26 protein-coding genes are annotated in these 26,461 nt (G+C 50.4%); 11 read left to right on the top strand and 15 right to left on the bottom strand.

The window, feature by feature from the left end:
- Positions 1–77: 77 nt before the first annotated feature.
- The 15 genes from JCM12296_RS03265 to JCM12296_RS40945 all read right to left on the bottom strand — a co-directional run bounded on the left by JCM12296_RS03265 (position 78) and on the right by JCM12296_RS40945 (position 13,434).
- A complete protein-coding gene (locus tag JCM12296_RS03265; RefSeq protein ID WP_054689780.1) occupies positions 78–488 on the bottom strand; it encodes a GNAT family N-acetyltransferase in 411 nt (136 codons plus the stop codon).
- Positions 481–2,676, bottom strand: a complete 2,196-nt coding sequence (locus JCM12296_RS03260; protein ID WP_157067340.1) for a molybdopterin-containing oxidoreductase family protein — start codon at positions 2,674–2,676, stop codon at positions 481–483. The genes JCM12296_RS03265 and JCM12296_RS03260 overlap by 8 nt, the downstream gene beginning before the upstream one ends.
- On the bottom strand, positions 2,642–3,244 hold the full coding sequence (locus tag JCM12296_RS03255) for a hypothetical protein (RefSeq protein ID WP_157067339.1): 603 nt from the start codon (positions 3,242–3,244) through the stop codon (positions 2,642–2,644). Before JCM12296_RS03255 ends, JCM12296_RS03260 begins: the two co-directional genes overlap by 35 nt.
- Positions 3,190–4,011, bottom strand: a complete 822-nt coding sequence (locus tag JCM12296_RS03250; RefSeq protein WP_172683750.1) for a radical SAM protein — start codon at positions 4,009–4,011, stop codon at positions 3,190–3,192. Before JCM12296_RS03250 ends, JCM12296_RS03255 begins: the two co-directional genes overlap by 55 nt.
- A 165-nt stretch (positions 4,012–4,176) precedes the next feature.
- A complete protein-coding gene (locus JCM12296_RS03245; protein ID WP_054689769.1) occupies positions 4,177–4,518 on the bottom strand; it encodes a heterodisulfide reductase-related iron-sulfur binding cluster in 342 nt (113 codons plus the stop codon).
- Positions 4,494–5,309: a heterodisulfide reductase-related iron-sulfur binding cluster gene (locus tag JCM12296_RS03240; protein WP_054689766.1), complete on the bottom strand. Its 816-nt coding sequence runs from the start codon at positions 5,307–5,309 to the stop codon at positions 4,494–4,496. Before JCM12296_RS03240 ends, JCM12296_RS03245 begins: the two co-directional genes overlap by 25 nt.
- A gap of 286 nt (positions 5,310–5,595) precedes the next feature.
- The gene (locus JCM12296_RS03235) at positions 5,596–6,414 is read right to left on the bottom strand and encodes a respiratory nitrate reductase subunit gamma (protein ID WP_054689764.1); all 819 of its coding nucleotides are present in this window, start codon (positions 6,412–6,414) and stop codon (positions 5,596–5,598) included.
- Positions 6,414–6,941 carry a 4Fe-4S dicluster domain-containing protein gene (locus JCM12296_RS03230; RefSeq protein WP_054689762.1) on the bottom strand — a complete coding sequence of 176 codons (528 nt, stop codon included), beginning with the start codon at positions 6,939–6,941 and terminating at the stop codon, positions 6,414–6,416. Before JCM12296_RS03230 ends, JCM12296_RS03235 begins: the two co-directional genes overlap by 1 nt.
- Before the next feature lie 8 nt (positions 6,942–6,949).
- On the bottom strand, positions 6,950–8,815 hold the full coding sequence (locus tag JCM12296_RS03225; RefSeq protein WP_054689760.1) for a molybdopterin-containing oxidoreductase family protein: 1,866 nt from the start codon (positions 8,813–8,815) through the stop codon (positions 6,950–6,952).
- Complete coding sequence (locus tag JCM12296_RS50080; protein WP_083455774.1) at positions 8,812–9,042, bottom strand: hypothetical protein; 231 nt, start codon at positions 9,040–9,042, stop codon at positions 8,812–8,814. The genes JCM12296_RS03225 and JCM12296_RS50080 overlap by 4 nt, the downstream gene beginning before the upstream one ends.
- Before the next feature lie 17 nt (positions 9,043–9,059).
- Positions 9,060–9,917 carry an MBL fold metallo-hydrolase gene (locus tag JCM12296_RS03220; RefSeq protein ID WP_157067337.1) on the bottom strand — a complete coding sequence of 286 codons (858 nt, stop codon included), beginning with the start codon at positions 9,915–9,917 and terminating at the stop codon, positions 9,060–9,062.
- Positions 9,918–9,957: 40 nt separating this feature from the next.
- Entirely contained in the window at positions 9,958–10,233 is a 276-nt protein-coding gene (locus JCM12296_RS03215; protein WP_157067336.1) for a hypothetical protein, read from the bottom strand.
- A gap of 280 nt (positions 10,234–10,513) precedes the next feature.
- A complete protein-coding gene (locus tag JCM12296_RS50075; RefSeq protein WP_172683748.1) occupies positions 10,514–10,630 on the bottom strand; it encodes a 4Fe-4S binding protein in 117 nt (38 codons plus the stop codon).
- A 222-nt stretch (positions 10,631–10,852) separates the two neighbouring features.
- Positions 10,853–12,217, bottom strand: coding sequence for a molybdopterin dinucleotide binding domain-containing protein (locus JCM12296_RS41285; protein WP_340147733.1), 1,365 nt, complete (start codon positions 12,215–12,217; stop codon positions 10,853–10,855).
- 230 nt (positions 12,218–12,447) lie between these two features.
- Complete coding sequence (locus JCM12296_RS40945) at positions 12,448–13,434, bottom strand: molybdopterin-dependent oxidoreductase (protein WP_174897328.1); 987 nt, start codon at positions 13,432–13,434, stop codon at positions 12,448–12,450.
- Positions 13,435–14,052: 618 nt separating this feature from the next.
- On the opposite strand from JCM12296_RS40945, the gene JCM12296_RS03200 reads away from it, so the two are divergent.
- The 11 genes from JCM12296_RS03200 to JCM12296_RS03155 all read left to right on the top strand — a co-directional run bounded on the left by JCM12296_RS03200 (position 14,053) and on the right by JCM12296_RS03155 (position 26,437).
- On the top strand, positions 14,053–16,338 hold the full coding sequence (locus tag JCM12296_RS03200) for a molybdopterin-containing oxidoreductase family protein (RefSeq protein WP_054689749.1): 2,286 nt from the start codon (positions 14,053–14,055) through the stop codon (positions 16,336–16,338).
- A gap of 344 nt (positions 16,339–16,682) precedes the next feature.
- Positions 16,683–17,564 carry an SDR family NAD(P)-dependent oxidoreductase gene (locus JCM12296_RS03190; RefSeq protein ID WP_054689743.1) on the top strand — a complete coding sequence of 294 codons (882 nt, stop codon included), beginning with the start codon at positions 16,683–16,685 and terminating at the stop codon, positions 17,562–17,564.
- Positions 17,565–17,587: 23 nt separating this feature from the next.
- Complete coding sequence (locus JCM12296_RS03185) at positions 17,588–18,808, top strand: M24 family metallopeptidase (protein ID WP_083455773.1); 1,221 nt, start codon at positions 17,588–17,590, stop codon at positions 18,806–18,808.
- A 37-nt stretch (positions 18,809–18,845) separates the two neighbouring features.
- Positions 18,846–19,826, top strand: a complete 981-nt coding sequence (locus JCM12296_RS03180; protein ID WP_054689737.1) for a thiamine pyrophosphate-dependent dehydrogenase E1 component subunit alpha — start codon at positions 18,846–18,848, stop codon at positions 19,824–19,826.
- Between the two features lie 16 nt (positions 19,827–19,842).
- A complete protein-coding gene (locus JCM12296_RS03175) occupies positions 19,843–20,805 on the top strand; it encodes an alpha-ketoacid dehydrogenase subunit beta (RefSeq protein ID WP_054689735.1) in 963 nt (320 codons plus the stop codon).
- A complete protein-coding gene (locus JCM12296_RS03170) occupies positions 20,706–22,148 on the top strand; it encodes a dihydrolipoamide acetyltransferase family protein (RefSeq protein ID WP_083455772.1) in 1,443 nt (480 codons plus the stop codon). The genes JCM12296_RS03175 and JCM12296_RS03170 overlap by 100 nt, the downstream gene beginning before the upstream one ends.
- Before the next feature lie 29 nt (positions 22,149–22,177).
- Positions 22,178–22,465, top strand: a complete 288-nt coding sequence (locus JCM12296_RS46990; protein ID WP_218187948.1) for an FAD-dependent oxidoreductase — start codon at positions 22,178–22,180, stop codon at positions 22,463–22,465.
- Entirely contained in the window at positions 22,462–23,571 is a 1,110-nt protein-coding gene (locus JCM12296_RS46985) for a dihydrolipoyl dehydrogenase family protein (RefSeq protein ID WP_218187947.1), read from the top strand. Before JCM12296_RS46990 ends, JCM12296_RS46985 begins: the two co-directional genes overlap by 4 nt.
- Positions 23,572–23,736: 165 nt before the next feature.
- Positions 23,737–25,167, top strand: coding sequence for a lipoyl synthase (gene lipA, locus JCM12296_RS35810; protein WP_246803946.1), 1,431 nt, complete (start codon positions 23,737–23,739; stop codon positions 25,165–25,167).
- Complete coding sequence (locus tag JCM12296_RS50070; RefSeq protein WP_083455771.1) at positions 25,058–25,291, top strand: transposase; 234 nt, start codon at positions 25,058–25,060, stop codon at positions 25,289–25,291. Before lipA ends, JCM12296_RS50070 begins: the two co-directional genes overlap by 110 nt.
- A 30-nt stretch (positions 25,292–25,321) precedes the next feature.
- On the top strand, positions 25,322–26,437 hold the full coding sequence (locus JCM12296_RS03155; protein ID WP_054689730.1) for an NAD(P)/FAD-dependent oxidoreductase: 1,116 nt from the start codon (positions 25,322–25,324) through the stop codon (positions 26,435–26,437).
- Positions 26,438–26,461 lie beyond the last annotated feature (24 nt).

Here is a 26,461-nt window from a genome sequence, read left to right as displayed (position 1 = left end):
TCCCCATTCCTTCGGTAAAGAAGCGTTATTTTAAATTCGGGTCAAGACGCCCTGACCCCATCCGACAATTCATTGGGTTACGCGCAAATCATGGGCACGGGGTTGCACGATAAACGTTCCGGGCATAAATCACACTCCTCCCGCTGATGATCGGGGATAACTTCCCAATCCGCCTTTGAAAATCCAACCGCTTTGTAAAATTCGCTGGATTCCCCTCTGGAGACAATCACAACAGGCCTGCCGTTTGACATGGCGCTTTCCAGCAAGAGGCGACCGACGCCTGTTTTCCGATAGGCACTGGCAACCACCAAGGGACGGATCATTTTGACCGTGGCGTGCTGTTCAGTCCGAATACACCCGGCGATCGCGTGATTTGCGCGGGCAACGGTAAAATCTTCTATGGGATCTATGTAATCCATGCCATTTTCCATCAGCAGGTTGACAACGCGACTTCGATCTTCCGGTTTGGCCGTTTCGATTTCAATCATCGGTCTTCTCTTTGGCTTTATAGAGTTTACAGGGAACCGCGCGCAGGTTCCATTGTCCGAATGCGGGATCGCATTTGGCTGTATCCGCCGATGTCAACACGTTCGCATTGGATTCGAACACCCCGCCCAAAATCGGTTCGGCGGCCTCCTTTTCAGGATACCACCAGCCGTACTCGATGCTCACAAGATCGTCCAGCATGTCACTTATCGTCAATGCCTGCCATATGCGTCCCTGTTGGGTTTCAATCCAGACAGAATCCCCTTCCCGTAATCCCAATCGGGCCGCTGTCGCGGGAGATATTTCTGCCTTTGGCCATGGATGGCGATTGCGGAAACGTTGCAGCTGTCTGAACTCTGAAGAGTAATACGGGTGTTTTCTAACCCCGGTCATCAAGGTCAACGGGAATTCCTGGTTGCCGTTTTTCACCTTGAAATACATCGGTAATGGGTCATGCCCGAAATCCTGCATGATTGTTGAATGCAGTTCCACCTTGCCACTGGGTGTCGCGAATCCCTGTTTTTGGTACTTTTGATAGGTCTTTTCAGGCGCATACCCCCCTGTTTCACAGAAGTCATCCCAGGTGATTTGTGCCGGAGCGAGAATTTCTTGCATGGCGTCTTCAAGGGTTTCCCATGGCCAATAGGATTCCTGACTGCAACGTTTGCCCAGTTCAGACCAAAAATAAAAATCCGTTTGACGCTCGAAGCGCGGCGCAAGGGCGGCGGCACCACCGTATGCCAGATTGGCGACGCCACCGTTCATCTGCATCAAGGGCTGCTCGAAACTGCCGGCGATCGGCATGATATAATCGGCCAACATGGCGGTAGGCGTCATAAATTGTTCCAGAACAACTAATACATCCAAACTTTTTAAGGCCTGATGCACAAGCTGGGAATCCGATTGGCAAAGCAGCGGATTGCTTGCCATGCAGATCAATCCCCGAATCGGATAAGGATCGCCGGTAAGCATTGCCTGCCAGACAAGATGGGGGTGCGCGGACGTCAAATAGCGTGCCGGCAACCGTTTACCGTGCTTCAAGGTAAATCGCGTGAGGGTTTCGTATCCTTCGTATCGTTGAAGCGTGAAACGGCCTTGACCCAGTTTTTTCGCGCGCTGGGATGCCGGGAGCATATGGCTCAGTTCCAAATCCACCTCGGGTATAAAATCCGGTCTTTCATTGATGAAGGATCCGCCCGGGACATCCAGATTCCCGGTAATTGCCCGCAAACAGGCGATGGCGCGTAGCGCGTGGGTACAATTATAGCCGCTCATGTCGATACCCAGGCCGGTGAAAATGGAGGCGGGTTTCGATGACGCATACAATCTTGCAGTCGTTTCGATGACGGATACCGGAATACCGGTGATTGCCGATACGCTTGCCGGGTCGTAAGCCTTCACCCGTTCGCTGAGCTGTTGGAAACCCTGGCACCAGTTTTTTACAAACGCATGGTCATAAATGCCTTCGTGAATAATGACGTGCAGCATTCCCAGGGCCAAGGCGCCGTCCGTACCCGGTCTGATTGGCAGCCAATGATCGGCCAGTTCTGCCGTTCGTGTGCGGCGGGGATCGACGACCACAATCTTGCGATCTTGACCGGCAAAATCCTTTAACGTTTTCCAAAACAAGGACCGATCCGACTCCGCCGGATTCATGCCCCAAATCATCACACACTGGGTTTCTGCGGGATTGAGTTCATCCTCGATGGGCCAGCCGTAGGTCAGACTATTCACCCAGATTCTCGGGTTCCAACACACGATGCCGATGCCGACATTGTTTGGTGACCCCCAAAGGTTGAGAAAACGATGCAGGGGCCAGTAGATGGTGTGGGGTGCACTGATACAGGTGGCAAGGGATTCCGCACCGTAGGTCTCTTTCTGCTGGGTCAGACGCTTGGCGATATCCGCCATGGCGTGTGCCCATGAAACCCGCTGCCATTTTCCGGAACCCCGCTTGCCGACCCGCTTCAATGGAGTGTTCATTCTTGCCGGATGGTCAATCAGATCCCGATTCGCTACAAACCGCTGACAACGCCCCATCACGGCGGGATCGCATGGATAACGGTCGGGATCCGGAAGGATATGGGTTATCCGCTCGTTTTGATCCACCTGCACCGCCACACCGCAAAAGTAGCCGCACAAATGGCAATTGGATTTACGAGCGCGCTGCATTTGTCGTTCTGCCGCCATGGGGGTAGAGCCTTCGTCCTTTTGAATCACTCAAATGATAAATGCAAAAAGGAATTGAACGTCCATCCAACTGGGTCACCGCCAAATTGCACTGACTGGCCCGGTCCAAATCCATGGTCCAGGCGTCCATGTATTCCATGATCAGAATCGGCAGTCCTCCGGGCGGTTCCGCCTCGGGCCTCGATTTGGCCGCAATATCCTTAAACACGGCACCTTGGGGACTGGCCGGGTCGAACATTTGGCGATATGCGTCTTCACTGATGTGGCGGGTGAGCGGTTCATAATCATCACCGGCCCCTGAAAGAAAGGTGGAGCCGTAACAAAGCGGATGACTGCTGCTGACCGGCCAAAAATCCGATGCATCGATCTTTCCCCGGGTCTGCCGGGATATCAAATGGGCCACATCCAGCACGGATAAATGGTGGCGATCCTTTACATCGAAACGTCCGGAAACGAATGCGGGCTGTAACGCCAATCCACACACAACGTCCAGGTTGTGCATGGCAAATGAAATCAGATCGCCCAATTCATGATCATTGATCCCTTCAACGACAGCCACCGAGAGCACGACCGGTATCCCCTCCTGCCTGCAATTTTCAATGGCTGATGCTTTTCAGCCAGTAGATTCCTGCCACGCAGGGCGATCGTGCTTTTCTCATCCAAGCCGTCGAATTGAAGATAGATATTCGTCAACCCGGAGTCTTTCAGTCGTTTTAAATAATCACGGTCTTTTCCGATGACCAGCCCATTGGTGTTCAGTTCAACGGCACAAAACCCAAGCCGTCTTCCCCACCCAATGATCTCATCCAAATCTCTGCGAACCGTGGGTTCACCACCGGTAATCTGGATGGGCAAATCATACCCGTCATGCTTTTGAATACTTTCGTACATGCGGATAATCTCCGGTATGGTCGGATCCTCCGGCACTTGATCATCGAACATGAAACAGACCGGACACGCCAAATTACATCTCCACGTGACTTCAATTTCCGGCAAGGTAATTCCCCGCTTGTGAGCCGGGCATAATCCGCAATCCTGTGGGCATCCTTGGTTAATCCGGGTTTGGGCCTTGCGCGGCACGGCGGGAAAGTCTAATTGACCATATGAAATGTAGCGCGCTGCATCCGGCCACAGGTAGATATCGAATTCACCGTGTTGCGGACAACGCTTGTGCATGTAAACCTTACCGTTTTTTTGATAGATGGCCGCCGGCAAAGTTTTAAGGCAGTACGGGCATACACTTTTTGTTTGGCGTAACAGGTCCACGCTTGGCACACTCATTTGAAGTGAGTTGATATGCGCATCAAATTTATAGCCGAATCCTGATGAACTCATAAAAAGTCGCATTTCCGACGGATTCGTAAAAAGCCCGAGATCAAGGCTTGCGAATCCTGAGAATACCGCTATCGCGGGTGCCGGAGGCAGCGTACTTAGCGTACGCCGCAGTGACGAAGGATGAAGCGTAACGCCGATATCGGGCTTTTTACGAATCCGTCAATACTAGTCTTGCATGCGCTCGATATTTCTTTCACCCACCGGGCCGTCCCACATCGCACCGGCCATTTCGTCGAATTTTTCATAATCAACCCTGTCATCCATCACCAATTCCAGGATGTGGGCGACATTGTTTGTATCCGTTTGTGAAGCCAATCGATGCGCACAGGCCATGCAATAGGTGACACAGGTATCGGCCCCGGTGGCCGCCACTTCGTCCAATCGTGTCTGCGCACGGAAGGCACATACCATGTGATCAACTGCGGAAACGAGGCCTCCCGAACCGCAGCAGATGGTGTTGGCACCATGATGCGCCATTTCTTTCAGCTCGTAATCCTTGAGCAACATTCGGACATACGTTCCAATCTGTCCGTTCCGGTCTGTGCATGAGTCATGCACCGTTGCGCTTCCGCTACCAACACTTTTGCTCTCAGCCCACTTTCCGCCATTAGCTGGTATAGCGAAATGATTTCAATATGATCCGCAGAATCGCATCCTTCAACGAGTTGTGCATGACAGGTTGGACAGGCCGTGACGATCTGTCGCGGTCCTTTCGCCTTAATGGTACGCCAAAGGGTTTCCGTATAGCTTTTAAAACGGTCGGGTTGCCCCATTTGCAGCAAGGGCGCACCGCAGCATTCGGTAAGCATGGCCACGGAATCACCGCTTTTGGCTAACCACTGGCATACCGATTCAACGATCCGGTGCCCCTGCATCAAAAGCATGCATCCGGGAAAAAACAACACATCACAAGACGCTTTCATCAAATGCGCGTAGCAGTCATCAAGCCCATAGGTATCCCGAAAAATGGAAAACAGACACCAATCATAATCCACCCATAAGAAACGATATCTCTGGGAATCGGTGATTCCGGAGGCTACAAATGCACACCGCGCATCAAGAACCAGTTGCTTGAAATCTAATTCTTCCGGGCAGACTTGGTGGCACAGACCACACAGGGAGCATTCTAAAACGATATTTGTCAGTGATTCGTCCAAATCTCCGCTTGTTAGCGCAGCGGCGATATCTGCGGGACTTTCATACGCATAGGCCTGTAAGTGATGGCATTGTTCGACGCATGCGCCACATCGGCTGCATTGTTCAAGAAAGGGTTGAACGCTTTTCGACAGTTTTTCCATCGTTCAGTCTTCCTTTCAGTCCACACACGATCACCCAAGGAGATCCACCGCATCTATCGTGTAAAGTCGTAGACGTTCCGATCATTTTTGTTCGGGGTTTTCTTTTTCAAAGACGACACATATGTAATAGGCGATTGCCGCAACCGAACATACGGCCGTCAATACGACTAGGCCAAAAGACAAAGAATCGATCTTGAGATACAATGTGGCCGCATAGGCAGATAAAGCTGAAAGAACGCCGCCAAACAGAGGTAAAGATATTTTATGGTTTTATTGATTGGCATGATTATAATAAACCCTCACTGATACGCTGTCGCTTTTGATAAGCATATTCTCCGTTCTGGGTGATACTGCGACCCAGCGGTGCGGAAAGGATATGAATAAATTTGCTGAACGGAATATAGGCGAAAAAAGCGGCGGCGAATGTCGCATGCAGGCACCACACCCCGTCAGCCAGCACCGGCCAATTCCAGGAAAAGGATGTACCCAGCCATTGGGCGATCGGTCGCATGATAAACGACGATAACATGAGCGGATCATTGGGTTGTCCGGCCAGCCGTATCCCCTCGGCCAGAAACCCGGTTGCGGTGACCAGCCAGAGCAGCAACAGCAGTTTCAATTCAACATAGGTCTTTTCCGCTTTTGCATAGACGATGCGATGGATCATGCCCAAGCTCAGGCCAATGAATAGCGCCGCACCGCTAAGTTCCATTCCGAACTTGAGCAAGCCTTTTCCCGGGCCGCTTAAAAAGTATTCGTAATGGAAGTAATGATGCGCATAATGGCCGGCAAAGGTTAAAAACAGATCGAGCGCAAAAATCACGACAAACCCGGAAAAAATCAGCAAGTGACGCAGCCAAAGGAATTCGGAACGGTTCTTGATGCGCCGCTGCAATAGCGCTTCATCCATAACAACCTGACGATTCGGCAGGGGTATCAACAGCGCCAAATTTTCTCGCCAGCCAATCCCCTCGCCGTTGTGCCGCCGGTTGTTGACCCATAGGATAAAGCCGATTTTGACGGCGAAATTCTTATATACCCCGATAAAAAAGAATGTCATTGCGACGATGATCAGACACCAGAAAAAGGTAAACTTATCCATCATCAGTTTCCCTCATGCCCAAGCAACACCCCAGGGCTCTCATCATGCAAAAGCCGGCCGCTGACGTTTTGTTTGGAGAATTTTGCAAGATCTTCAATTTTTCCGGTGACAATGGCCTGGGTCGGACAGATCTCCTCACAGGCACGCTTTATCCCCATGGGTCGATCCTCACAAAACGTGCATTTTTCCATTCTTCCATGGATCCCCAACTGCGGCGCACCAAAGGGGCAGGCCCACAAGCATAGCATGCACCCCACACACAATTCCCGATTGACCGTCACGCGTCCGGTCTCGTCGTCTTTGGTAATGGCTTGCCGGGGGCAGGCTTTTTTACATGGGGCATCACCACAATGCATACACGCCATGGAGACATTCACATTGGAAACATCCGGATAACTGCCTTCGAAGGTCATTGCGACATTGCGCCATTTGACGGTCTGCACCGAATCGTTCCATATCTGGCAGGCGATCTCACAGGCCCGACAGCCAACGCATTTTTCCTTATCGAAATAAAACCCATACTGGCTCATGTGGTCTCCTAGGCTTTCCTTATGCTGACTTTGCATTCATTGTATCCGATACCACCTGAGATATCGTTGACCACGGAATCAAAAATCGGGTTGACGTGCGTTCCCTTTCCCCGCGCGACCGATCCCATGGTGCGTCCGAAACCATGCCCGTGCACCACCCGAACGATTCCGGGCTTGAGGCCTTCTTTAAGCCGCACCGCGATTTTAACCTTGTCGATGGGAGACGCCAGTTCGATGGTATCGCCATCCGCTATTCCAAGTTTTTGGGCATCCAAAGGATTCAGCTCGGCCCAATTCTCACCTTCGATGGCCATCAAATAGGGATTGTTCTGCGTATGGGTGCCACAGTGATATTGCATCTTGCCGTTGATCAACTGAAACGGATAATCCGCATCCGGTTTTACCCGGTTCCCATCATCATAAGCGGGCATGGGGTCGTAGCCGAATTCAGAAAGTGTTTCGGAGTAGACTTCAACCCGGCCAGTGGATGTCATGAAGCCATCTTCCAGATATTTATGGTACCGCAATTCCCCGTGCCAGACCCCTTTCTCTTTAAGCTCTTCAAAGGTGACCGGCAGATAGGCCGTGGCCACCTTGGCCCAGTCCTCCCAGCTTTCCCATTGAAAATATTTGCCGTACCCCATCTTCTCGCCGAGTCCCCGCATGATATCGTATAGCGGCTTTGAACTCCCCAGGCAGGGAATCGCCGGTTGAGACATGATCACCTGGGGCCCGGACCATAGGCTCTCCCTGACTTCAGCCCTTTCGAACATGGACGCTTCGGGAAGAACGATATCACTGAGTTGAGCGGTTTCGCTCAGGTAGACGTCGATGGTTACGGAAAGTTCCAGGGCGGCCATCATTTTCTTGAAAAGCGCCGTGTTCGGATCAGCCATGGCCGGGTTGACGATGTGAAAAAAGAGCGCTTTCAACGGGTAGGGATCTTCTTCCAGGACGGCCTTGGGAAACAGTTGGCTGGGGATATCGGGCGCCAGCGGATAGCCCATCTCGGCGCTGATAATCGGCCGCTGCGGCACCGCCACCGCTTCCTCGGGAATCACCAGGGGCGGAGCCAGGGGACCGGCCTCTTTCAAGATAAGGCATCCCGGTCCGTCCACGTTGCCGGTGATCGCGTTTAAGCTGAATATCGCTCGCAGGGCCTGAAATCCGTTGGTATAGTTAACGATTCCCTTTAGCCCATCCGCCACCGCCGGTTTTGTGCGCGCAAACTCATCCGCCAGGTCAATAATGGTCTTCGCATCAATACCTGTGATTGGCTCGGCCCATTGCGGTGTGTAGCCATTCGACTTGATATGCTCGGCATAGGCCTCGAAGCCGTAGATGTAGTTCTCGCAAAAATCCGCATCATATGCGCCGGTCTCGATGATTCTGTGGGTCATGGCCAGCGCGAGGGCGCCATCGGTGCCTGGGTTGATCGGCAACCATACATGTGCTTTTTCCGCTGTTCGACTCCGATAAGGATCCACAACCACCAGCTTGGCACCTTTTTTAAGGACTTCCACGAGCTCTCGATTTTCGTGCAGGCTTTGATTGGGACCTAGCGGATCTTCTCCCCACAGCATGATAAATCGGCTGTTCTCGTAGTCTTTGGTTGGCAGGGGATGGCCGTAGGTCATCAGGCCGGCTAACCGCCGGCTTTGATCGCAGGCCGCGCCGTGGCCCGACCAGTTGGGTGTGCCGTAAAGCTGCGTGAATAACTGCTGGCTAAACATCTCGTTGGAGTCAAGATGCCATAAATATCCGACCGCTTCCGGTCCGTATTTCTCTTTGATCTCAAGTAGCTTTTCAGCAATGAATGAGAAGGCGTCATCCCAGGAGATCATCTTAAAATTGCCGTTTTTATCTTTTTTCATGGGATGAAGAAGCGATCCGGGTCACGACTCAGATGAATGCTGGAGACACCTTTGACGCAACGTGTGGTCTTATTCGGCGCATTCTCGTTTCCTCGGACATAAACCACCTTGTTATCGCGAACAAAAACCTCTGTGGGACAATGCCAGGGACAAATGATGCATACCCCTGGGACGGATTTCGTTCCCCGAACCTGATTGATAATCTCGCTTGTAGATATCTGATTCATCCTTACATGCTCACTTGTTATATGTGAATCGCGTCAGTCATTGCACGCTTTACAGCCAGGGTTGGCGTTTGCGTGTATCCACGCGCAACCCTTTCCAAGTTAAACCGTGTTCCGTCATAGGCCAATTTCACCTGCCCACCGTACCGTTCAATCAATTTCTCGATTTCCTTGCAGGTTACCGGCACACTATAGTGCATGGAAAGGTGTGTTAGATAGAGCGTGCCCACATTAAGCGACTGTGCCGTTCTGATGGTTTCATCAACAGAACGGTGGCTTTCCGGATACCAATTTTCACCCCAAAATGTTGCGTCCATTATCAGTGTTTCAATACCCAACAACGCCTCTTGGGTTCGATCGATCAGCGGACCCGTATCAGGCAAGTAAGCAACGCGATTGCCTTCTCGACCCAAAATAAACCCCAGGGCTCCACTGCAATGGGCCACTTCGACGGCCGTGACGGTGATATCCGGCAGTTCCGTGACGTCCCCGGGTTCAATCAGCGTCACCCCCATCCACGCATCCAGCGATGGGTAACTCTTTTGGAGTTCCACCAGTGTATTCCTACTCATGAAAACAGGCAGTTTTTCTTTTCGATGAAAGCGAGTGTAGATTTCAAGGTCACCAAGGCCGGCGCTATGATCATGGTGAGAATGGGTTATGAATAAATAATCAATGTGGGTAATTTTTTCGCGTATCAGCTGTGATGAAAGTTCGGGAGGAGCATCGATTAGTATATTCTCGTCTCCGATGACTGCGATAGCAGACCTTGTTCGACGACATTCGGGTCTGGATTGCGCTTCACGGCAGACGTCGCAGTTGCAGTAGAATTCCGGCACACCGTTTCCGGCACCAGTACCGAGAAATACGTATTCCATATACTCGCTCCCGGTTCTATCTTGGCAGATCAAATCAGCTTTATTTAGGGCCTGAAGGTCCGGATGGTCCTTTTGGACCCGCTGGCCCGGCGGCGCCTTTGGTTAGTGAGATCTCCTCGCCACAAGAGATGCACTTCGGTTTCGGCAGTTCTGCCAATTCATTCCCAACCGCCTGAATCATATCTGGCGTGACCTTCCCCCCGGACATGGGCCTGATCTGTTTAAGCGTCATGCCCAAAGCCGTTTTAAACCGTGGATCGGCCAAAACAGCCGCGCAGTGATTCTCGATGATGGCCTTGCCGCTCTCGTTTTCCATGATATCCTTCATTGATGAATCAATCGAAAGGGGCAACGGATTGACTTCCCCGCATTTAGGACATTTTACGGTCTTTTTAACAGCAACGGTCGGTCTGAAGCACATAAGATTTCCCCCTTTATTTTTTGCACCTATTGGTGGCACCTTTTGGTATCACATTTACAAACAAAGATGGCGCTTTGTCAAGTCTTTTGTCATACGCTCTGGAAAAGGAATAATAATGATCGATCAAGGATCCTTCATGCATGGAAGATGTTTTGCTTTTTTGGGACGCCAAGCATTAAATACTGGATTCGAAGGTAATTTTAATGGCACGGGTTTTACATATATTTTCGCATTTCCAACAGCCCGTGCAACGCCCTGTCTTTCTAATTTGAGGGAACCCTTGCTCAGACACACCTAATGCGCCAGTACTGCATATCTTTAAACACTCAAAGCATTTAGTGCATAGCCGCGTCGCCACCCGCAGTCTATAACGATACTTTGTAACTCTTACGAACAAGCTTTCATCCTCCACAAACGATGACAGGACTGCTGTTTTGCTTACTCCTATTCCGTCTTCTATCCGGCCAAGTCAGAGGAAATGATTTGACCGGATAGTTTTCTCACATCTAAGCGACTATGCCTTGGGAAATCCTGATTTATTTTCATGGAAGAATTCGGGCGGCAGCCGATCCGCCAGGTACTCCGGTTCCTCACAGCGATAGACCTTGCACAGCAATCCGCGATTCACCCAGTTGCCGCACATGGGGTCCAGTGTATCCGGATTGTCATCCGTCAACACATTCGCATTGGAGATAAAAGCACCGCAAAGCCATGGCTCTTCGACGGGCAACTCCGGATACCACCAGCTCGGTTGCGCGATAATCGTTCCCGGTCGCATTTCAAATCCCAATTTTGCCTTTTGCCGAATCCTTCCGCGAGGCGTTTCGATCCAGCACCAGTCACCGTCCCGGATGCCCAACTCTCTGGCGGTTTCAAAGTGCATTTGGAAAATCGGCCATGGATGCATTTCCCGTGTTCCTGTTCCCGGGACACGGTGTTCGGAGTGAAACATGGGAACGAACCGACCCCCGGTACTCAGAACAATAGGGTATTCCTTGGCCAATTCCGGATTGCTAAGCGGTGTTTCCGGAAGTTCTTTATAGCTTGGCAGGGGATCATAATCCAACTCTTCAAAGATACTTGGATAAATCTCTATGCGACGTGAAGGTGTCGCAAAACCACGCAGTTGACCGTCGTCCCGGATGAGTTTATGTTTTTCAAACCGAAGATCGCCGACGAGCAATCCGGATTCAACAAACTCTTCGTAGCTCACGCCCGCACGCCCAAGTCGGTATGCCATGTTTTCCTCGAAGGTCTCATGCGGCCAATACTCCTCCTGCCCGGTGCGAATGCCCAGCCCACGGAAAAAATCGTAGTCCATGCGACGTTCGCCTTCAGGTTTCACCGCACGATCTCCTCCCATCAGGAAATCGAAGGAGTCTTCGAAAGTCGTGCACATGGGACGCTCCATCCAGTCCGCAGCCGGAAGAACATAGTCAGCCAATGCGGCCGTCGGCGTCTTCCAGTAGTCCAGTACAACCAGCAAGTCCAGAGCCTTCAATGCCTTATAGACCCGCTTGGTATTCGGCGCCCACATCATGGGGTTGGCAGCCCAGCAAATGCAGGCCCGAACGGGGTAGGGATCGGAGTCGAGAATCGCATTCCACAATAACGGCGCGGTAGTCAGCAATTGATGCACCTGAGGTCGGGGAATACCATATGTTTCCTGGTAACTTTTATCGATCAACTCGAACCCCTTCCAGCTCATCATGCGGAAGCGGTCATTACCGAGAAACTTGGCTCTGGCTTCAGGACTGACGGTATGCGCCATTTCCAATTCACTTTCTCGGATGGGCATTTTGCCGTCAATGATCGGCCCGACTTCGGGCAGGTAGTCACCGCCAGGAACATCCACATTGCTTGAAAAACATCGGAGCAAGGTTTTTGCCAGACCGGCATAGCTGGCATTCCACCCGGACTGGTCGCACGATCCGACACCCCAACCGATCGTGCTTGGCCCATGGGTCGCATAAATGCGGGCCGCTTCCTGAATTTTATAGGCCGGTACGCCGGTTATTTCGCTGACCTTTTGCGGCGTATATTCGGAAATCCGTTCCATCAGCAAAGAAAACGCGGTTCTGCAGGTAACGATTTCCCCATTCAACAACTCTACTTCATATTCACCTTCCAGCGCATTTTCGACGCCCTCAATGCGGTATTTGTTCTGGGCCGATAACCATATGGCCGGTCGCCCTTTTTTGGTATCCCATGCGACAAAGTTTTCCCTGTCCCCTTTACTTGCCGCTGTTCGTTTTCCCAAGGGCTTTTTGCAATGTCCGTCTCACGCAGCAATTTTCCATTATCCATTCGAACGAGGAATGGACCGTTTGACCATTGCGCCAACATATCTTTATGGTACAGCCCTTCGGAGAGAATGACATTACACCATCCCAACATCATCGCCAGGTCCGTACCCGGCCGGACCTGCAGGTAAACATCCGCGTTTCTGACCGCATCGATCATCACCGGGTCAACCACGATAACACGGGTCTCCTCATCCTCGGTACAAGCCTTCAGTACCCGGTTGACGTATCCTTTGGGTGAAAACCGCTCATTTATCCTGCATCCCCAGACAACGAGACATTTTGAATTCTCAACACCAGGGGTTAGGGTTGTTTCGATTTGGTTTCCCACCACCGCCATGTTGACGGTAAACATCCAACACCAGCAAACCGTGCCCGGATCGGCCAATGTGCCTGGATTTCCCCAAAGATTGGTAAATCGACTCCTGGCCCATAAATGATCCGACCGATACGTGCCCTCAATTACACCCAGCGTTTCAGGCCCGTACTCTTTTTTCAATTTTTCCAATTTTTCAGCGATCTCATCCAACGCCTGGTCGTAGGGAATCTGTTCCCACTTGTTTTCGCCTCGCTCGCCGGCCCGTTTCAATGCATAGTTCACACGCTTGGGATGGTAGTGAAACTTAATCGCCCTTTCTCCATTTTCGCCGATGCGTTCACAGAGCAATGTCCCATGTTCTTCATTGGGACGCATCTTGACGATTTTATCGTCCTTCACGCCAACCAGAATGGCGCAATTGATACTGCAAAAAAAGCATCGGCTCTTTACCCATTTCACACCCTCTTCGTCCACATATCCATTTGGGATACCGAATGTATCCATAAGTCCCCCCTCTTAAAAGTTAACCATGTAAATAAAAAAAATAGGATTCAACAGAAACGACTGCGCGCCCAAGAAGGGTTGTGATGAGTGACATCCCATCACAACCCCGTGCTCTGCGCGCTTGACTAATTTTATTTCACCTTTCGGTGGCACCTTTTAGTGATTTTATGCAGAATGTTTGCTTCGCTTGTCAAGCTTTTTTTGATCATTAGAAGTATTGGACAATGTCAAACACGTCACTATTGATTCCTTTGTCAACCCTTATTTTATACCTGTCACATTGATAACTATTTTATATTTATTGTTTTTTATCTTCTTCACCAACCACCATGAGCCTGCGCCTTTATCTATGAGAGAAGCTATCGATCATCAATCACACAAATATCTTGGGTATGAAAAAAATACTTGACAACAAAATGAATGCAATCGTATTAATTCACCATTCGGTGGCACCTTTTTGAACGTTTAATATAAAATCCGCACCAATTCGTACAATTTTCCATTAACCGCCGACGCTCTCCACCCGTCGCTGTCATTTTAAAAAATAAATGCAAGGGTTTTTCTTTAACGGAAATACAGGAGGTCCCAATGGGTAAAACGGAAGTTAAAACAACAACATGTTATGGATGTGCCCATACAGCTTGTTTCGTAAAAGCGCACATCGAAGACGGAAAGCTGGTAAAGGTGACCCCCGACAGAGAAAAAATTTGTGTCGATGTCTGTACCAGAGGATTTCTAGCGGACAACGGCAAAGCAAGTATCGAATATCACTATGGTGATAAACGTATCAATTATCCGCTTAAACGTGCCGGTAAACGTGGGGAAAACAAATGGAAGCGTATCTCCTGGGATCAGGCCCTTGACGAGATTGCGGAAAAACTTCAGGGTCTGAAAGACACCTATGGCCCCCATAGCGTCTGCCTCGCCACGGGCACGGCCCATCACTCCGATAACAACTGGGTGCCATTCCGCTGGATGACCGGATTTAGAACAATGAATAAGATCGGCAATGAACAGATCTGTTACGGCGTTCAGTTTATTACTTCAGAGGCAACCTTCGGATGGCCGAACAGTGCGTTTCCCAATCCGGAGATTGTTCCCAAGTCAATGGTTATTGTCGGCAATGTTCATGAAACCATCCCGCAGATGTACAATATGCTCAAGTATGCCGCACAGGCGGGTGTCGAACTGATCGTGGTCGACCCCCGGGTCACCGCACCGGCAACCCTTGCGACGCATTTTCTTCAAATACGGCCCGGCACCGATATCGCCCTTTGGATGTGCTGGTTGAAACTGATCATCGAAAATGAATGGTTCGATAAGGAATTTGTTTATGACTGGACCAACGGCCCCTTTCTCGTTCGAACCGACACGGGAAAAATCCTGAGGGCGGAAGATGTTGTCGATAGCGTACCCCGGGATGCTTTTGTGGTGTGGAATATAAAAACAAAAGCACCGGCAATCTGGAATGCCGAAGCTCGCCAGTACATGGAAGACGGTGTTGAGAAAGCTTTGACAGGCGAATACGCTATCTCGCTCAAAAGTGGGGAAACCGTGCAGTGCAAAACCGCCTGGACGCTCCTTACGGAACGCGCCGAGGAGTGGACGCCTGAAAAAGCGGCCGAAGTGACAAGCATACCGGCTAACAAGATCGTCAAGGCATGTGAAACTTATGCGGTCAACACACCCGGACTTTTTCTGGTGTCGGGACATTGTTATGATGCCTTCGCCCCCGGATCCGCAAGCGTTTTCCGTGTCAGTCACATCATCAAGGCTATTGTGGGCAACATGGATCGCACTGAAATGCTGACCGGATGCTATGATAATAAAAAGCTGGTCAGCATTTACGAGATGGAACTCAAGCCTGATGAGGCTTTCTCGGAAGAAGAAAAAAAGGGACAGCCGGGTTGGAACAGTTTCCGCGCTTTGACTTGGGTGGGCTATGATCTGAAAGCCAAGTACGAGAAAAAACAGTGGGGGGTCGCTTCCAATGCGATGTACTCCAACCAGGGGCATCCCCATGTCTCCATGTGGCAGGATCTCATTGATGAAAAGCCCGATCGTACCCGCGCCATGATCATTAATGGCAGCAATCCGATGATCAAATACGGCAACACCAAGCGGGTTTACGAGGCCATGAAAAAGCTGGATCTGATCGTTAGCCTCGAATTTAACATGACAAGCAGCGCGGTGATGGGTGACTATGTGTTGCCGATGTCGGACTGGTTCGAAAGACCGGAGATCGGTCCTTCCACGCCCTGTGACATCTTTAATTTCATTCATATGTCTGATGCCGTCATGAAACCGGAGTTCGAGCGCCGTTCCGATTATGATGTATTCAAAGGACTTGCCGAAAGGCTCGGTTTTGGTGACGACTGGAAATGGAAAGACCTCACGGAATGCTACAACTGGCGGGCACAAGGGTTGTTGAAGGAATATGACTGTAAAGATATCGCCGAATTTGCTGAAACAGTCGGCTTTGACTACCCGTCGCCGGTGGTTGAACAATACAAGATTAGAAACGGCTTTGCCACACCGACGGCTAAGACCGAAATCTGGTCGGTTATGTTCGAGGAACTGGGCTATGATCCTCTCCCGAGTTTTGTAGAGCCGGCACTAAGCCCCCATAATGTTCCGGAACTCTATAAAGAGTATCCGTTGACCCTAATCGGCATTGACCGCCATTTACCGAATTACCACTCTCAATTCTATGAAGTCCCCTCGCTGCGAAAAATGTGCCCAGAGCCGATTATGGACATCCATTACGACACGGCCAGGCTGATGGACCCGCCGATCACCGACGGGGATTGGGTGTGGATCGAAACCCGCAAGACGAATCAAACAACGGGCGCGATTGACTTTTGGCCTTGCTGAAAACTGTGTCAAGACCACCCACCACTTCTGGTATCCGGAAATGCCCGGTGAAGAACCCTACCTGCATGGTATCTGGGAATCGAGCACAAATGTGCTGACAGAGGATGATCCGGAATTGTGTGATCCCGTGTTCGGCACCTGGCCACATACGGCCATCCCCTGCAAAGTGTATAAAGTGGTAGACGGAAATCATCTGCAAGATGACACGAATCCGAGATTTTAAAAGGCGCTGACAGTCGACAATCAATGAAGATCGGGGGGCCGTCTATTAATTTCGTCCATTTTTTTCTTCCTCCTCCGAAATTAATACGGCCTCCTTTTAAACCCTTTATAGGAGAAAAATAATGGCTTGGGCAAAGCATGTTGATCAAAAACTAAGAGACAAGGTGGCGATCATTACCGGATCGTCCCGTGGAATGGGACGGGCAGCGGCACTTCTTTTCGCCGAACATGGCGCAAATGTCGTCATCAACTACCATGGCAACAAAAAAGCCGCGGATCAGGTCGTCCAAAAGATTGAAGAGCTCGGCAGCAGTGCCATTGCCATTCAAGCCAATATCGGCAAAATGGAAGATCTGCCAAAGCTTGTGGATGGTTGTATCGATAAGTTCGGCAAGCTCGATATCCTCTACCATAATGCCGCCATGCATTATGTCTGTCCCAACCTTGAAGATGTGACCGAAGAAGTATGGGACATGACCTACAACAGTGTCATCAAGGGCCCTTTTTTTCTTTCGAAGTTAGCGATTCCCCATTTGAGAAAAAGCGGTAACGCTTGTCTCATTTTTACCTCGACAAGTTCCGCGGGCACGGCGACACCCGTGGATCCCCATTATGTAACCGCTAAAAACGCGGTAACTGCGCTCTACCGCGTTCTCGCGGGTTGGCTAAGTCCCGAAATTCGAGTGAACTGCATTGTCCCCGGCTTTGTCAAGACGGATATGTTTCGGCATCATCCCCCTGAAATGTGGGAAAATTTTGCCAAACAGGTTCCCATGAACCGCATGGCCACACCGCTGGATGTCGCCAAAGCCGCTCTTTTTCTGGCCTCTTCCGACGCGGAATACATTACCGGTGTGGAAATACCAGTAGACGGCGGCAGAATGTCCGCCATCCCCAGAAGACTGATTGAACAAAGTGTTCAGATGATGAAAGCCGGAACGGAGACCTACAGCAAGGATGCCTACGGCAAAGACAACATCGACTTTATGGACGTAGGACTCTGAAATAAGGGAAAAGGAGACATAAAATGACGCTCGGGACAATGCAATCCGATGTTGAGCAAAGAATAGACTTTGCCAAAATGAGGAAATACAAGGTCACTCGGATTCAGGAGCAGTTGGCGAAAAAAGATATGGGCGCCGTCGTGCTGTTTGATCCGGACAATGTCAGATACGCATCTAGTACGGCACTTGGAGAGTGGGCGCGAGACAAGTATATTCGTTGGTGTATCGTACCCCGCGAGGGGGATCCCTACCTTTTTGAGTTGGGATCAGCAGTAAAGGTCAAGAATATTCTCGCTCCCTGGTTACCGCAAGATCATGTGCGTCCTAGCAGTCCATGGAATCGTGGCGCCACCGGCCCCGGTTGTGTCGATAACGCCGTCAACGCCACCGCCTCGAACATAAAGATTGCCTTGCAGGAGGCTAAGGTCGCCGACATGCCCATCGGTATCGATATGATGGACATGTACATCCTCGAAGGACTCAAAGGCGCCGGGCTGAACATCGTCAACGGCTGGGATGTAATGTGGGATGCCCGTATTATCAAATGTCCGGAAGAACTGGCGATTATCGAGACCGCCGCATCCATCGCCGATGGTTGCTATCAATATGTCTCCGAACGGATCCGTCCCGGGATTAGAGAATCCGACATTGTGGCCGACATCTACGGATGGCTCCTGAGCCATGGATGCGATCGGGTTACGGGCGTAAACTGTGTGTCAGGTCCAAGAAGCAATCCCCATCCGCATGACTATTCCGACCGCATGATCAGACCGGGAGAACTCGTTTTCATCGACATCATGGGCCATTATCTCGGTTATGGCACGTGCTACTATCGCACCTTTGCCACGACCAAGGCAACGCAACGGCAAAAGGATCTCTTCCAGAAAGCCTATGACTGGTTACAGGCCTCCATTGAGGCTGTCCGACCGGGCGCGACGACAACCGATGTGGCCAACACATGGCCGACGGCAAAAGAGTTGGGATTTAGCGACGAACTTTCGGCGATGGGTCTGTGCGTGGGACACGGCATCGGCGTGAGTATCCATGAGAAACCGATCATCAGCCGTCTTTTCAATGACTATCCCACCGTACTAGAGCCGGGCATGCACTTTGCGCTGGAGACCTTTTGCGGTGAAGGCGGGGATGGAGCCAGAATCGAACAACAAATCATTGTTACTGAAACCGGCAACAAAGTCATCACCCAATGGCCATGCGAAGAGCTGATGGTCTGTGCCCCTCGCTAAAACGGAGGCGAGTCCGTAATATTAGGGAGTTATCACTATGTCAAATTTGACGAATACAGACAAAATAGAATTATATCGGAAGCTTGTTCACACCCGAAAACATGATGAACTCAATGTCCGGATGGCTTCCGAAGGTAAATTGCGGACATTCTATCACAGCGCTCAGGGACACGAAGCCATCGGTGTCGGGGCTTGCTCGGTATTGCATAAAGACGACTATTTGTATCCGCATCTGCGAGGACACGGCATCCCCTATGTGGTCGGAAAAGGCATGGATCCCAAACCTTCGGTCAGCGAGCACCTGGGCAAGGCGACCGGATGGGGCGGCGGAATTACCGGAGTTCATATTGTTGACAAGGAAAACGGCATATTTGCACAGGGGGGAACCATCGGCTCGGCATTTGTTTTGTCGGCCGGCTTTGCCTTGGCCGCTAAAAAAAACGGAACTGGCCAGGTATGCATGTGCTTTGTCGGCGACGGAAGCGTCCAGCGCGGCCAGGCCCATGAAGCCATGAATCTGGCATCCTGCTGGAAACTTCCCGTCGTCTGGGTGGTCGAAAACAATCTCATGGCTTGGTTCACCCCATGCTGCGACAGCTTTGCGCTCAAAAACATCGCCGATATGGCCAAAAGTTACAATATGCCAGGAAAAGTTATCGACGGCATGGATGTCTTTGCCGTCCGCGAGGCTGCTGAAGAAGCGGTCGATCTTGCGCGCAAAGGCGATGGACCATCAATGCTTGAATGCAAGACCTATCGCTTTCGACCGCATTCCGAGGGAAGGCCCGATGTTTGCCATTATCTACCCAGGTCCGAAGAAGAGATCGCCGAATGGAAGAAGAGAGATCCCCTTGTTCTTTGTCAAAAGAAACTCGTAAAGGAGAAAATTTTGACAAAAAACCTTATTGATGAGATCGAACTGGAAGCTGACGAAAAAGCCAAGGAAACAGAGAAGTTCGCGCTTGAAAGCCCATATCCCGATCCTTCTATTCTGAACACACTCGTTTACGCACCTTAAACAAGGGGACGACAACATGAAAGAAATTAACTATTGGCAGGCTATCGCGGAAGCACTTGCCGAGGAAATGGAACGGGATGAAACGGTATTCATCATTGGTGAGAACGTTCAGGAAGCACCATTCATGGCGACGAGGGAACTTATCCAACGGTTCGGACCGGAAAGGGTCATGGATGCCCCATTGAGCGAACTGGCGATCGCCGGTGCAACGGTGGGTGCTGCATGCGCCGGTTATCGCCCGGTTTGTGATTTGAATTTTGCCGATTTTATTTACTGCGCCGCCGATGAAATTTTGTTGAAAGCCGCTCAACAAAATTTTGCCCATGCCGGCAAGGTCAATGCGCCATGTGTTTTTTTAGGTGTTGCCGGCGGTGGTTTTGGTACCGGTCCCGAACATTCCCATGTCCCGTCCGCGATGGTTCTCAACAATCCCGGCCTGAAGCTTGTCTTGCCCAGCACCCCGTATGATGCCAAAGGGTTGATGAAAACGGCTATCCGCGACAACAATCCGGTCTGTTACTTTTTTCATAAGAAACTGATGGGGCTTAAGCAGGAAATACCCGAAGATGAATATCTCATCCCGCTGGGTCAGGCTGATATCAAACGCGAGGGAACGGATGTTACCGTTGTCGCCACGCTGTACATGGTTCACCACGCCCTTGAAGCGGCAAAGCAATTAGAGGGCAAAATCAGTGTTGAAGTCATCGATCCGCGCTCCCTTGAACCCTTGGATATGGATACGATCATCGAATCAATAAAGAAAACCAACCGCGTCGTGGTGGTGGACGAAGATACGCAACGTTGTGGCGTGGCAGCGGAAATCGGGCAACAAATTATGGAATTAGCCTTTGATTATCTGGATGCGCCCGTCGCCAGGGTATGCTCCGCCAATATGCCCGTTGCCGGTGCGGAGATGGAAAAGTACTGCATTCCTCAAGTGGAACAAGTCGTCGCTGCCATTCAATCCGTCTGTTACTAGGTCATCATGAAAGTGAGGTTACCGTGATCAATAACCTTTTCATACCGAAACTCGGCATGACAATGGAAAAAGGGACAATATCCGAATGGGTGGCGGAGGATGGCGATCAAGTTCAACAAGATCAGGTCGTCTTGATTCTCGAGACAGAAAAGGTCGCCCATGAATTGGTTGCTCCGTCAGCAGGAATTTTAGCCGTATTCGGCAAGGCCGGCGAGGAATATCTCTGTGGAACCGTGGTCGGTGCCGTTGCGGAAACCAAGGACGAATATGACGCGATCAAAAAGGACCCGGCAAAATTTTTGGCCGAACAAGGGACCGTACCGATTGAGATGCTGGATGAGGCCGAGTCAGCGGCTGCCAGCCCTGAAGCGGAAAACGCGGCGCCCGCCAGCGAGTTGACCGCCGGCGATCAAGGCGGATCCGAACGGATCAGAATCTCCCCGCTGGCCAGGAATCTTGCGAAAGCGCATGGCGTGGTCATCTCGACGGTGAAAGGATCCGGGCCCGGTGGAAGAATCATCAAGCGCGATATTGAGGCGGTCCGGCAAAAAGCGTCTGATGCCACCGCCAAGGCACCTCAAACCGCCGTGCCGCCGGCTGCTGCGAGTGGCGAACGCGGCGCAGGGAAACGCGTCCTGGAAACCATCCCCTTCTCCGGCATGCGCAAAAGCATTGCCGACAATCTGCACCACAGCCTCTCGTCTTCGGCACGCGTTACCGTCATGTTTGAACTCGATGTGACGGATCTTATGGAATTTAGAAGCTATTATTCGAATCAAGCTGGCACATTGGGGTTTAAAGTAACCTACACGGACCTTTTTGTCTTGATGGTTTCTAGATGCCTCAAGGCAATTCCGATTATGAATTCCAGCATTGTTGGCAATGAAATTAAAATCTGGAAAGACATCAATATCGGTTTTGCCGTTGCCGTGAAAAGAAGTGAGACTGAATCCGGGCTCGTTGTGCCGGTGATTAAAAATACGGAACAAATGTCTCTCGGTGACATCGCCAAAGCAAGAATCGCCTTGATGGAAAAGGCAAGAAGCAACACATTGGCCATGGACGAAATAAGCGGCGGTACATTCACCCTTACGAATACCGGTGCACTCTCCTCCGCCGGTTGGCAAATCCAAACCCCCATCATGAGCCCGGGAGAAGCCGTGGTGCTGGGCACGGGAACGATTGTCGATCGCCCTGTCGTCAAAAATCGGGAAATTGTTATCGGATCGATCATGCCGATGTCCCTGTCTTTCGACCACCGCATCATGGATGGAATACCGCCCGGTCAGTTTATGGACAAATTGACCCAAATGGCGACCGAACCCCAGATGATCCTCATATAAAAAGTGAGTTGCCAAGAAAGAGGGAAACTATGTCAACCCCAAGCACTTATGATCTTGTCATTATCGGGGCGGGCCCCGGTGGTTATGTGGGCGCTATTCGGGCAAGCCAATTGGGCCTGAAAACATGTGTGGTTGAAAAGGATAAATGCGGCGGCGTGTGCTTGAATTGGGGCTGCATCCCTTCAAAAAATCTTATCCACCAGGCCCAAACATTTGCTGAAATAAAAGCATTGGAGGACATGGGCGTCGAGGTCAACCCGGATGGATTTGATTATGGCATCGTCCAAAAAAATCGAGAAGCGTCACGCAGCGATTGAATAAAGGAATTGAGTTTTTACTAAAAAAAAATAAGGTTGAACTCATAAAGGGAGAGGCGCGGATCGAAAATGTCGGCAAGATCGGCCTTTCCGACGGCCGGACGATATATGGGAAGAATATCATCATCGCCACGGGTTCGCGTCCGTCAGCGGTCCCCGGATTTGAATTCGACCATCAACGGGTACTTTCCTCAAACGATATCCTCGCCATGCAAACGCTTCCCAAAAGTTTGATTATCCTGGGCGCCGGTGCCATCGGGTGCGAATTTTCCTACGTGATGAACACTTTCGGCATAAAAGTAACATTGGTGGAAATGGTCGATCAAGTGCTTCCCTTCGAGGATGATGAGATCGCCGCGCAACTGAAAAAAGCATTTACAAAATCCGGCATCGACGTGCTGACCGGCCACAAAGCGGTTTCAATGGATAAATCCGGGAAAGATATCGCCGTGACCTTAGCGGATGGGAATGGGAAACAACAGGTTGTCGAAGCGGAAAAAGTTTTGTGCGTCTTTGGCAGGCGCCCGAACACCGAAGATATCGGTCTTGAAAAGATCGGAATCGAGACTGAAAAGGGATACATACCGGTTGGCGCGTATTATCAAACCGCCGTGAGCCATGTGTTTGCCATCGGTGATGTGGTGGCCACGCCCCTGCTTGCCCATGTTGCATCAAAAGAGGCTGAAATTGCGATTGAGTATATCGCCGGGCATGGGACGGAGAAAAAAATTGATGTGGATGCCATTCCATCGGCCATTTATTGCGAACCGCAAGTGGCCAGTTTCGGCCTACGCGAATCTCAGGCAAAGGCCAACGGCATTCAATACAAGAAAACCGTATTCCCCTATTCCGCCATTGGAAAGGCCGTTGCCATCGATAAAGGCGAGGGTTTGGTCAAGGTTCTCACGGATCCGACGTCGCGTGAAATTTTAGGCTGCCACATTATCGGCCACGATGCGACCGAACTGATCCATGAGCTTCTGCTGGCCAAATCCGCAGAACTTCTGCCGGATGATATCGCCCGCATGGTTCACGCGCATCCAAGCCTGTCTGAAATCTTGATGGAAGTGATGCGAGGTACGTCTGGAGAGGCTATTCACATTTAAACACGCTTTGCTAAACCGTTTATCGGCAAGTGGATTGAATTAGCGAGTGATTACAAAATCATACTTGAAAACAAACGATATGCCGGCTTCTACGGGTCGCGATATGGGGGAGGCTTTATCCTCGCTTGAGATCATTCGCTTAGGCCGCAAAGAATATTCCGCGCCTTGGCCACACAAAAAGAAATGGTCGCGCAACGCGTTGCCGGAATTACGCCTGATCGTCTGCTGCTGACGGAACACCCGTCCGTCATCACGATGGGTCGGTCAGGCGCTGAAAACGATCTGACGGTATCCCGAAAAACGCTTCATCAACAAAAGATTTCCTGCCAGCTGAGTGATCGGGGCGGTAAAACGACCTTTCATAACCCCGGTCAACTGGTCGCCTACCCCATCCTCAAGCTAACGAAAAAAGATGTGCACTGGTATGTTTCCACCCTCCTCGGTGTCGTCACGGACCTGCTCCGCGACCATGGTTTGTCGCCCATCATCAAGCAAGAATCACCGGGCGTTTGGGTGAATGATAAAAAAATTGCCAGTATCGGCGTCGCCATGAAAAAATGGGTCACCTACCACGGGATCGCCCTGAACGTTAACAATGATCTTGCCGGGTTTAAGTGTATCATCCCTTGCGGTATGCCTGGCCAGCAAATGACGTCTATGAAGCAAGAGTTGGGCTTGACCCTCGACCTTTCCCGGATAGAAACGCGGTTTGTGGCGCACTTCAAAAAACGGTTCGATTTCGAGGAAGTTCATGAAAGAAGGCATCCCCGCTGGCTCACCGTCCCCAGTCCGGATGCGGATCGCTGCCGGGAAATGAAGGCGCTTCTTAACGGCTTGAATCTCAGTACGGTTTGCCAAAGCGCCCATTGTCCCAACATGGGAGAATGCTACGGCAAAGGGACCGCCACATTCATGATTTTGGGCAACCACTGTACACGGGGTTGTCGATTCTGCGCGGTCGACAAGGGAACACCGCCTCCCGTTGACCCTTTAGAGCCCGAACGTGTTGCCAGCGCCGTTGCCGCGCTCGGCCTGCACTATGCGGTGGTCACATCGGTAACACGGGACGATCTCCCTGATGGGGGGGCAAAGCATTTTGCCGATACCATCCGTGCCATTCGTCGACGATGTCCCCATACCCGCATTGAAATCCTTGTCCCCGACTTCATGGGGATTGTGTTGGCCGTTGATACCGTTTTAGCGGCAAAGCCTGATATGTTTAATCACAACATAGAAACGGTCCCGCGATTATATCCGATGGTGAGACCTCAGGCCAATTATAAGAGGTCTTTAGGCCTTCTGGCCAGGGCGGCGGACCAAGGATTAGCTGTAAAATCAGGTATCATGCTCGGTTTAGGAGAACTGCCGGAAGAAATCGCCTCAACGTTGAAAGACCTTCGTAAAACCGGTTGTGAGTACCTCACCATGGGGCAGTACCTTGCACCTTCAAAAAAACACCTTCCGGTGTCGCGTTATCTTTCTCCGGATGAGTTTGCGCAATGGCACCGTATGGGAAAATCATATGGATTTAAGGAAGTCGCCTCAGGTCCTTTGGTGCGTAGCTCATACCGAGCGGAGGAGGTGTTCAATCATTAACTTCAATAAATTAGCACGTGCTGTATGGGAATGCAAATACCACATCGCATGGTGTCCGAAATATCGGCTTCGAGTACTCAAAAGTGAAATTGGAAAATCGATACGGAATATCATCCGACAGTAAAGATCCGCACACAGAGGGCAAGGAAATAATATGAAAGAAAAAAATAGAACGATAGACAATAATACTTTAATCACAAAAGAAATGAAAAAAAGTTATGACGTTGTTGTAGTGGGTTCTGGACCTGCTGGTGCATCGGCAGCTAAAACGCTCATTGGCTCGGGTTTAGATGTAGTAATCATAGAAAAATGTTCTCTTCCAAGAGATAAGATGTGCGGTGGTATCATCCTGCCAAGCGCCCGGAAATTTCTTTCGGAAAATTATGACGATATTCCGAAACAACTTTTTACTGAACCGAAGGAAATAAAGGGGAGTCGGTATATGTCGACATGTGACCCACAAGCCCAGGTCATTGATTGTCCCGGTCTTGATTTGGGGGACACCCTCCCCAACCGGGAGTTCGGTTTAAGTATTGATCGTGTTGGTTTTGATTTCTGGCTCTGTAAGGAAAGCCGAGCTCTGATGGCAGACAATTGTTTGTTAATTGACTACAAAAAGGACGGGCGTGATATTTCAGTGCGAGTTAAACATGATGGTAACTATATGAGAATCAAAACAAAGTATCTGATCGGAGCGGATGGCCCCATATCCAGAGTGAGAAGATCACTCTTTCCTGAGTTTGATAAAACATTAAATTGGGTGGCGCTTTATGAAGAGCATTATGAAGGGAAAATTGATCTGGACCCTGAATGGATGTATTGGATTATTGATCCAATATCTTTTGGAAGTCTCATCCATAAAGGTGGTAACATTCATCTCAATGTCTCCAATAGTAAAGAAGAGACCGCTATAAATGCACTAAAAAGATTTGTTAGTTTTTTAAAAAATAATCATGGATTAAAAATAGGAAAGAAAATAATGAGCCGCGGAATAGTTATGAACGATATGCCGTATAGAGAGAATTATTTGCTTGGCAAGGAGAATGTTCTTCTCGTTGGCGAGTCTGCCGGTTTTGTCAGGGCGCTTGACGGCATCACCGGGGCTCTTGTTTCAGGAAAAGCTGCAGGGGAAGCTATATTGCAGAGCATTAAGTCAGGCAGGCCCCCGATGGAGCATTACAGTGAACATGAATTAGTCCATTCGGAATGGGCGATTTGTAAAAAAGTGCAACCCAATTTGGCCAACTATGGATTTTCATTTGGCAAATAAAGCTTTAGCGGTTAATGATCTACT

The organism is Desulfosarcina cetonica JCM 12296 (genome assembly GCF_001311845.1).
Lineage (GTDB): Bacteria > Desulfobacterota > Desulfobacteria > Desulfobacterales > Desulfosarcinaceae > Desulfosarcina > Desulfosarcina cetonica.
The sequence above is the reverse complement of the archived record's forward strand: the minus strand, read 5'-3'. Positions and strand labels throughout refer to the sequence as shown.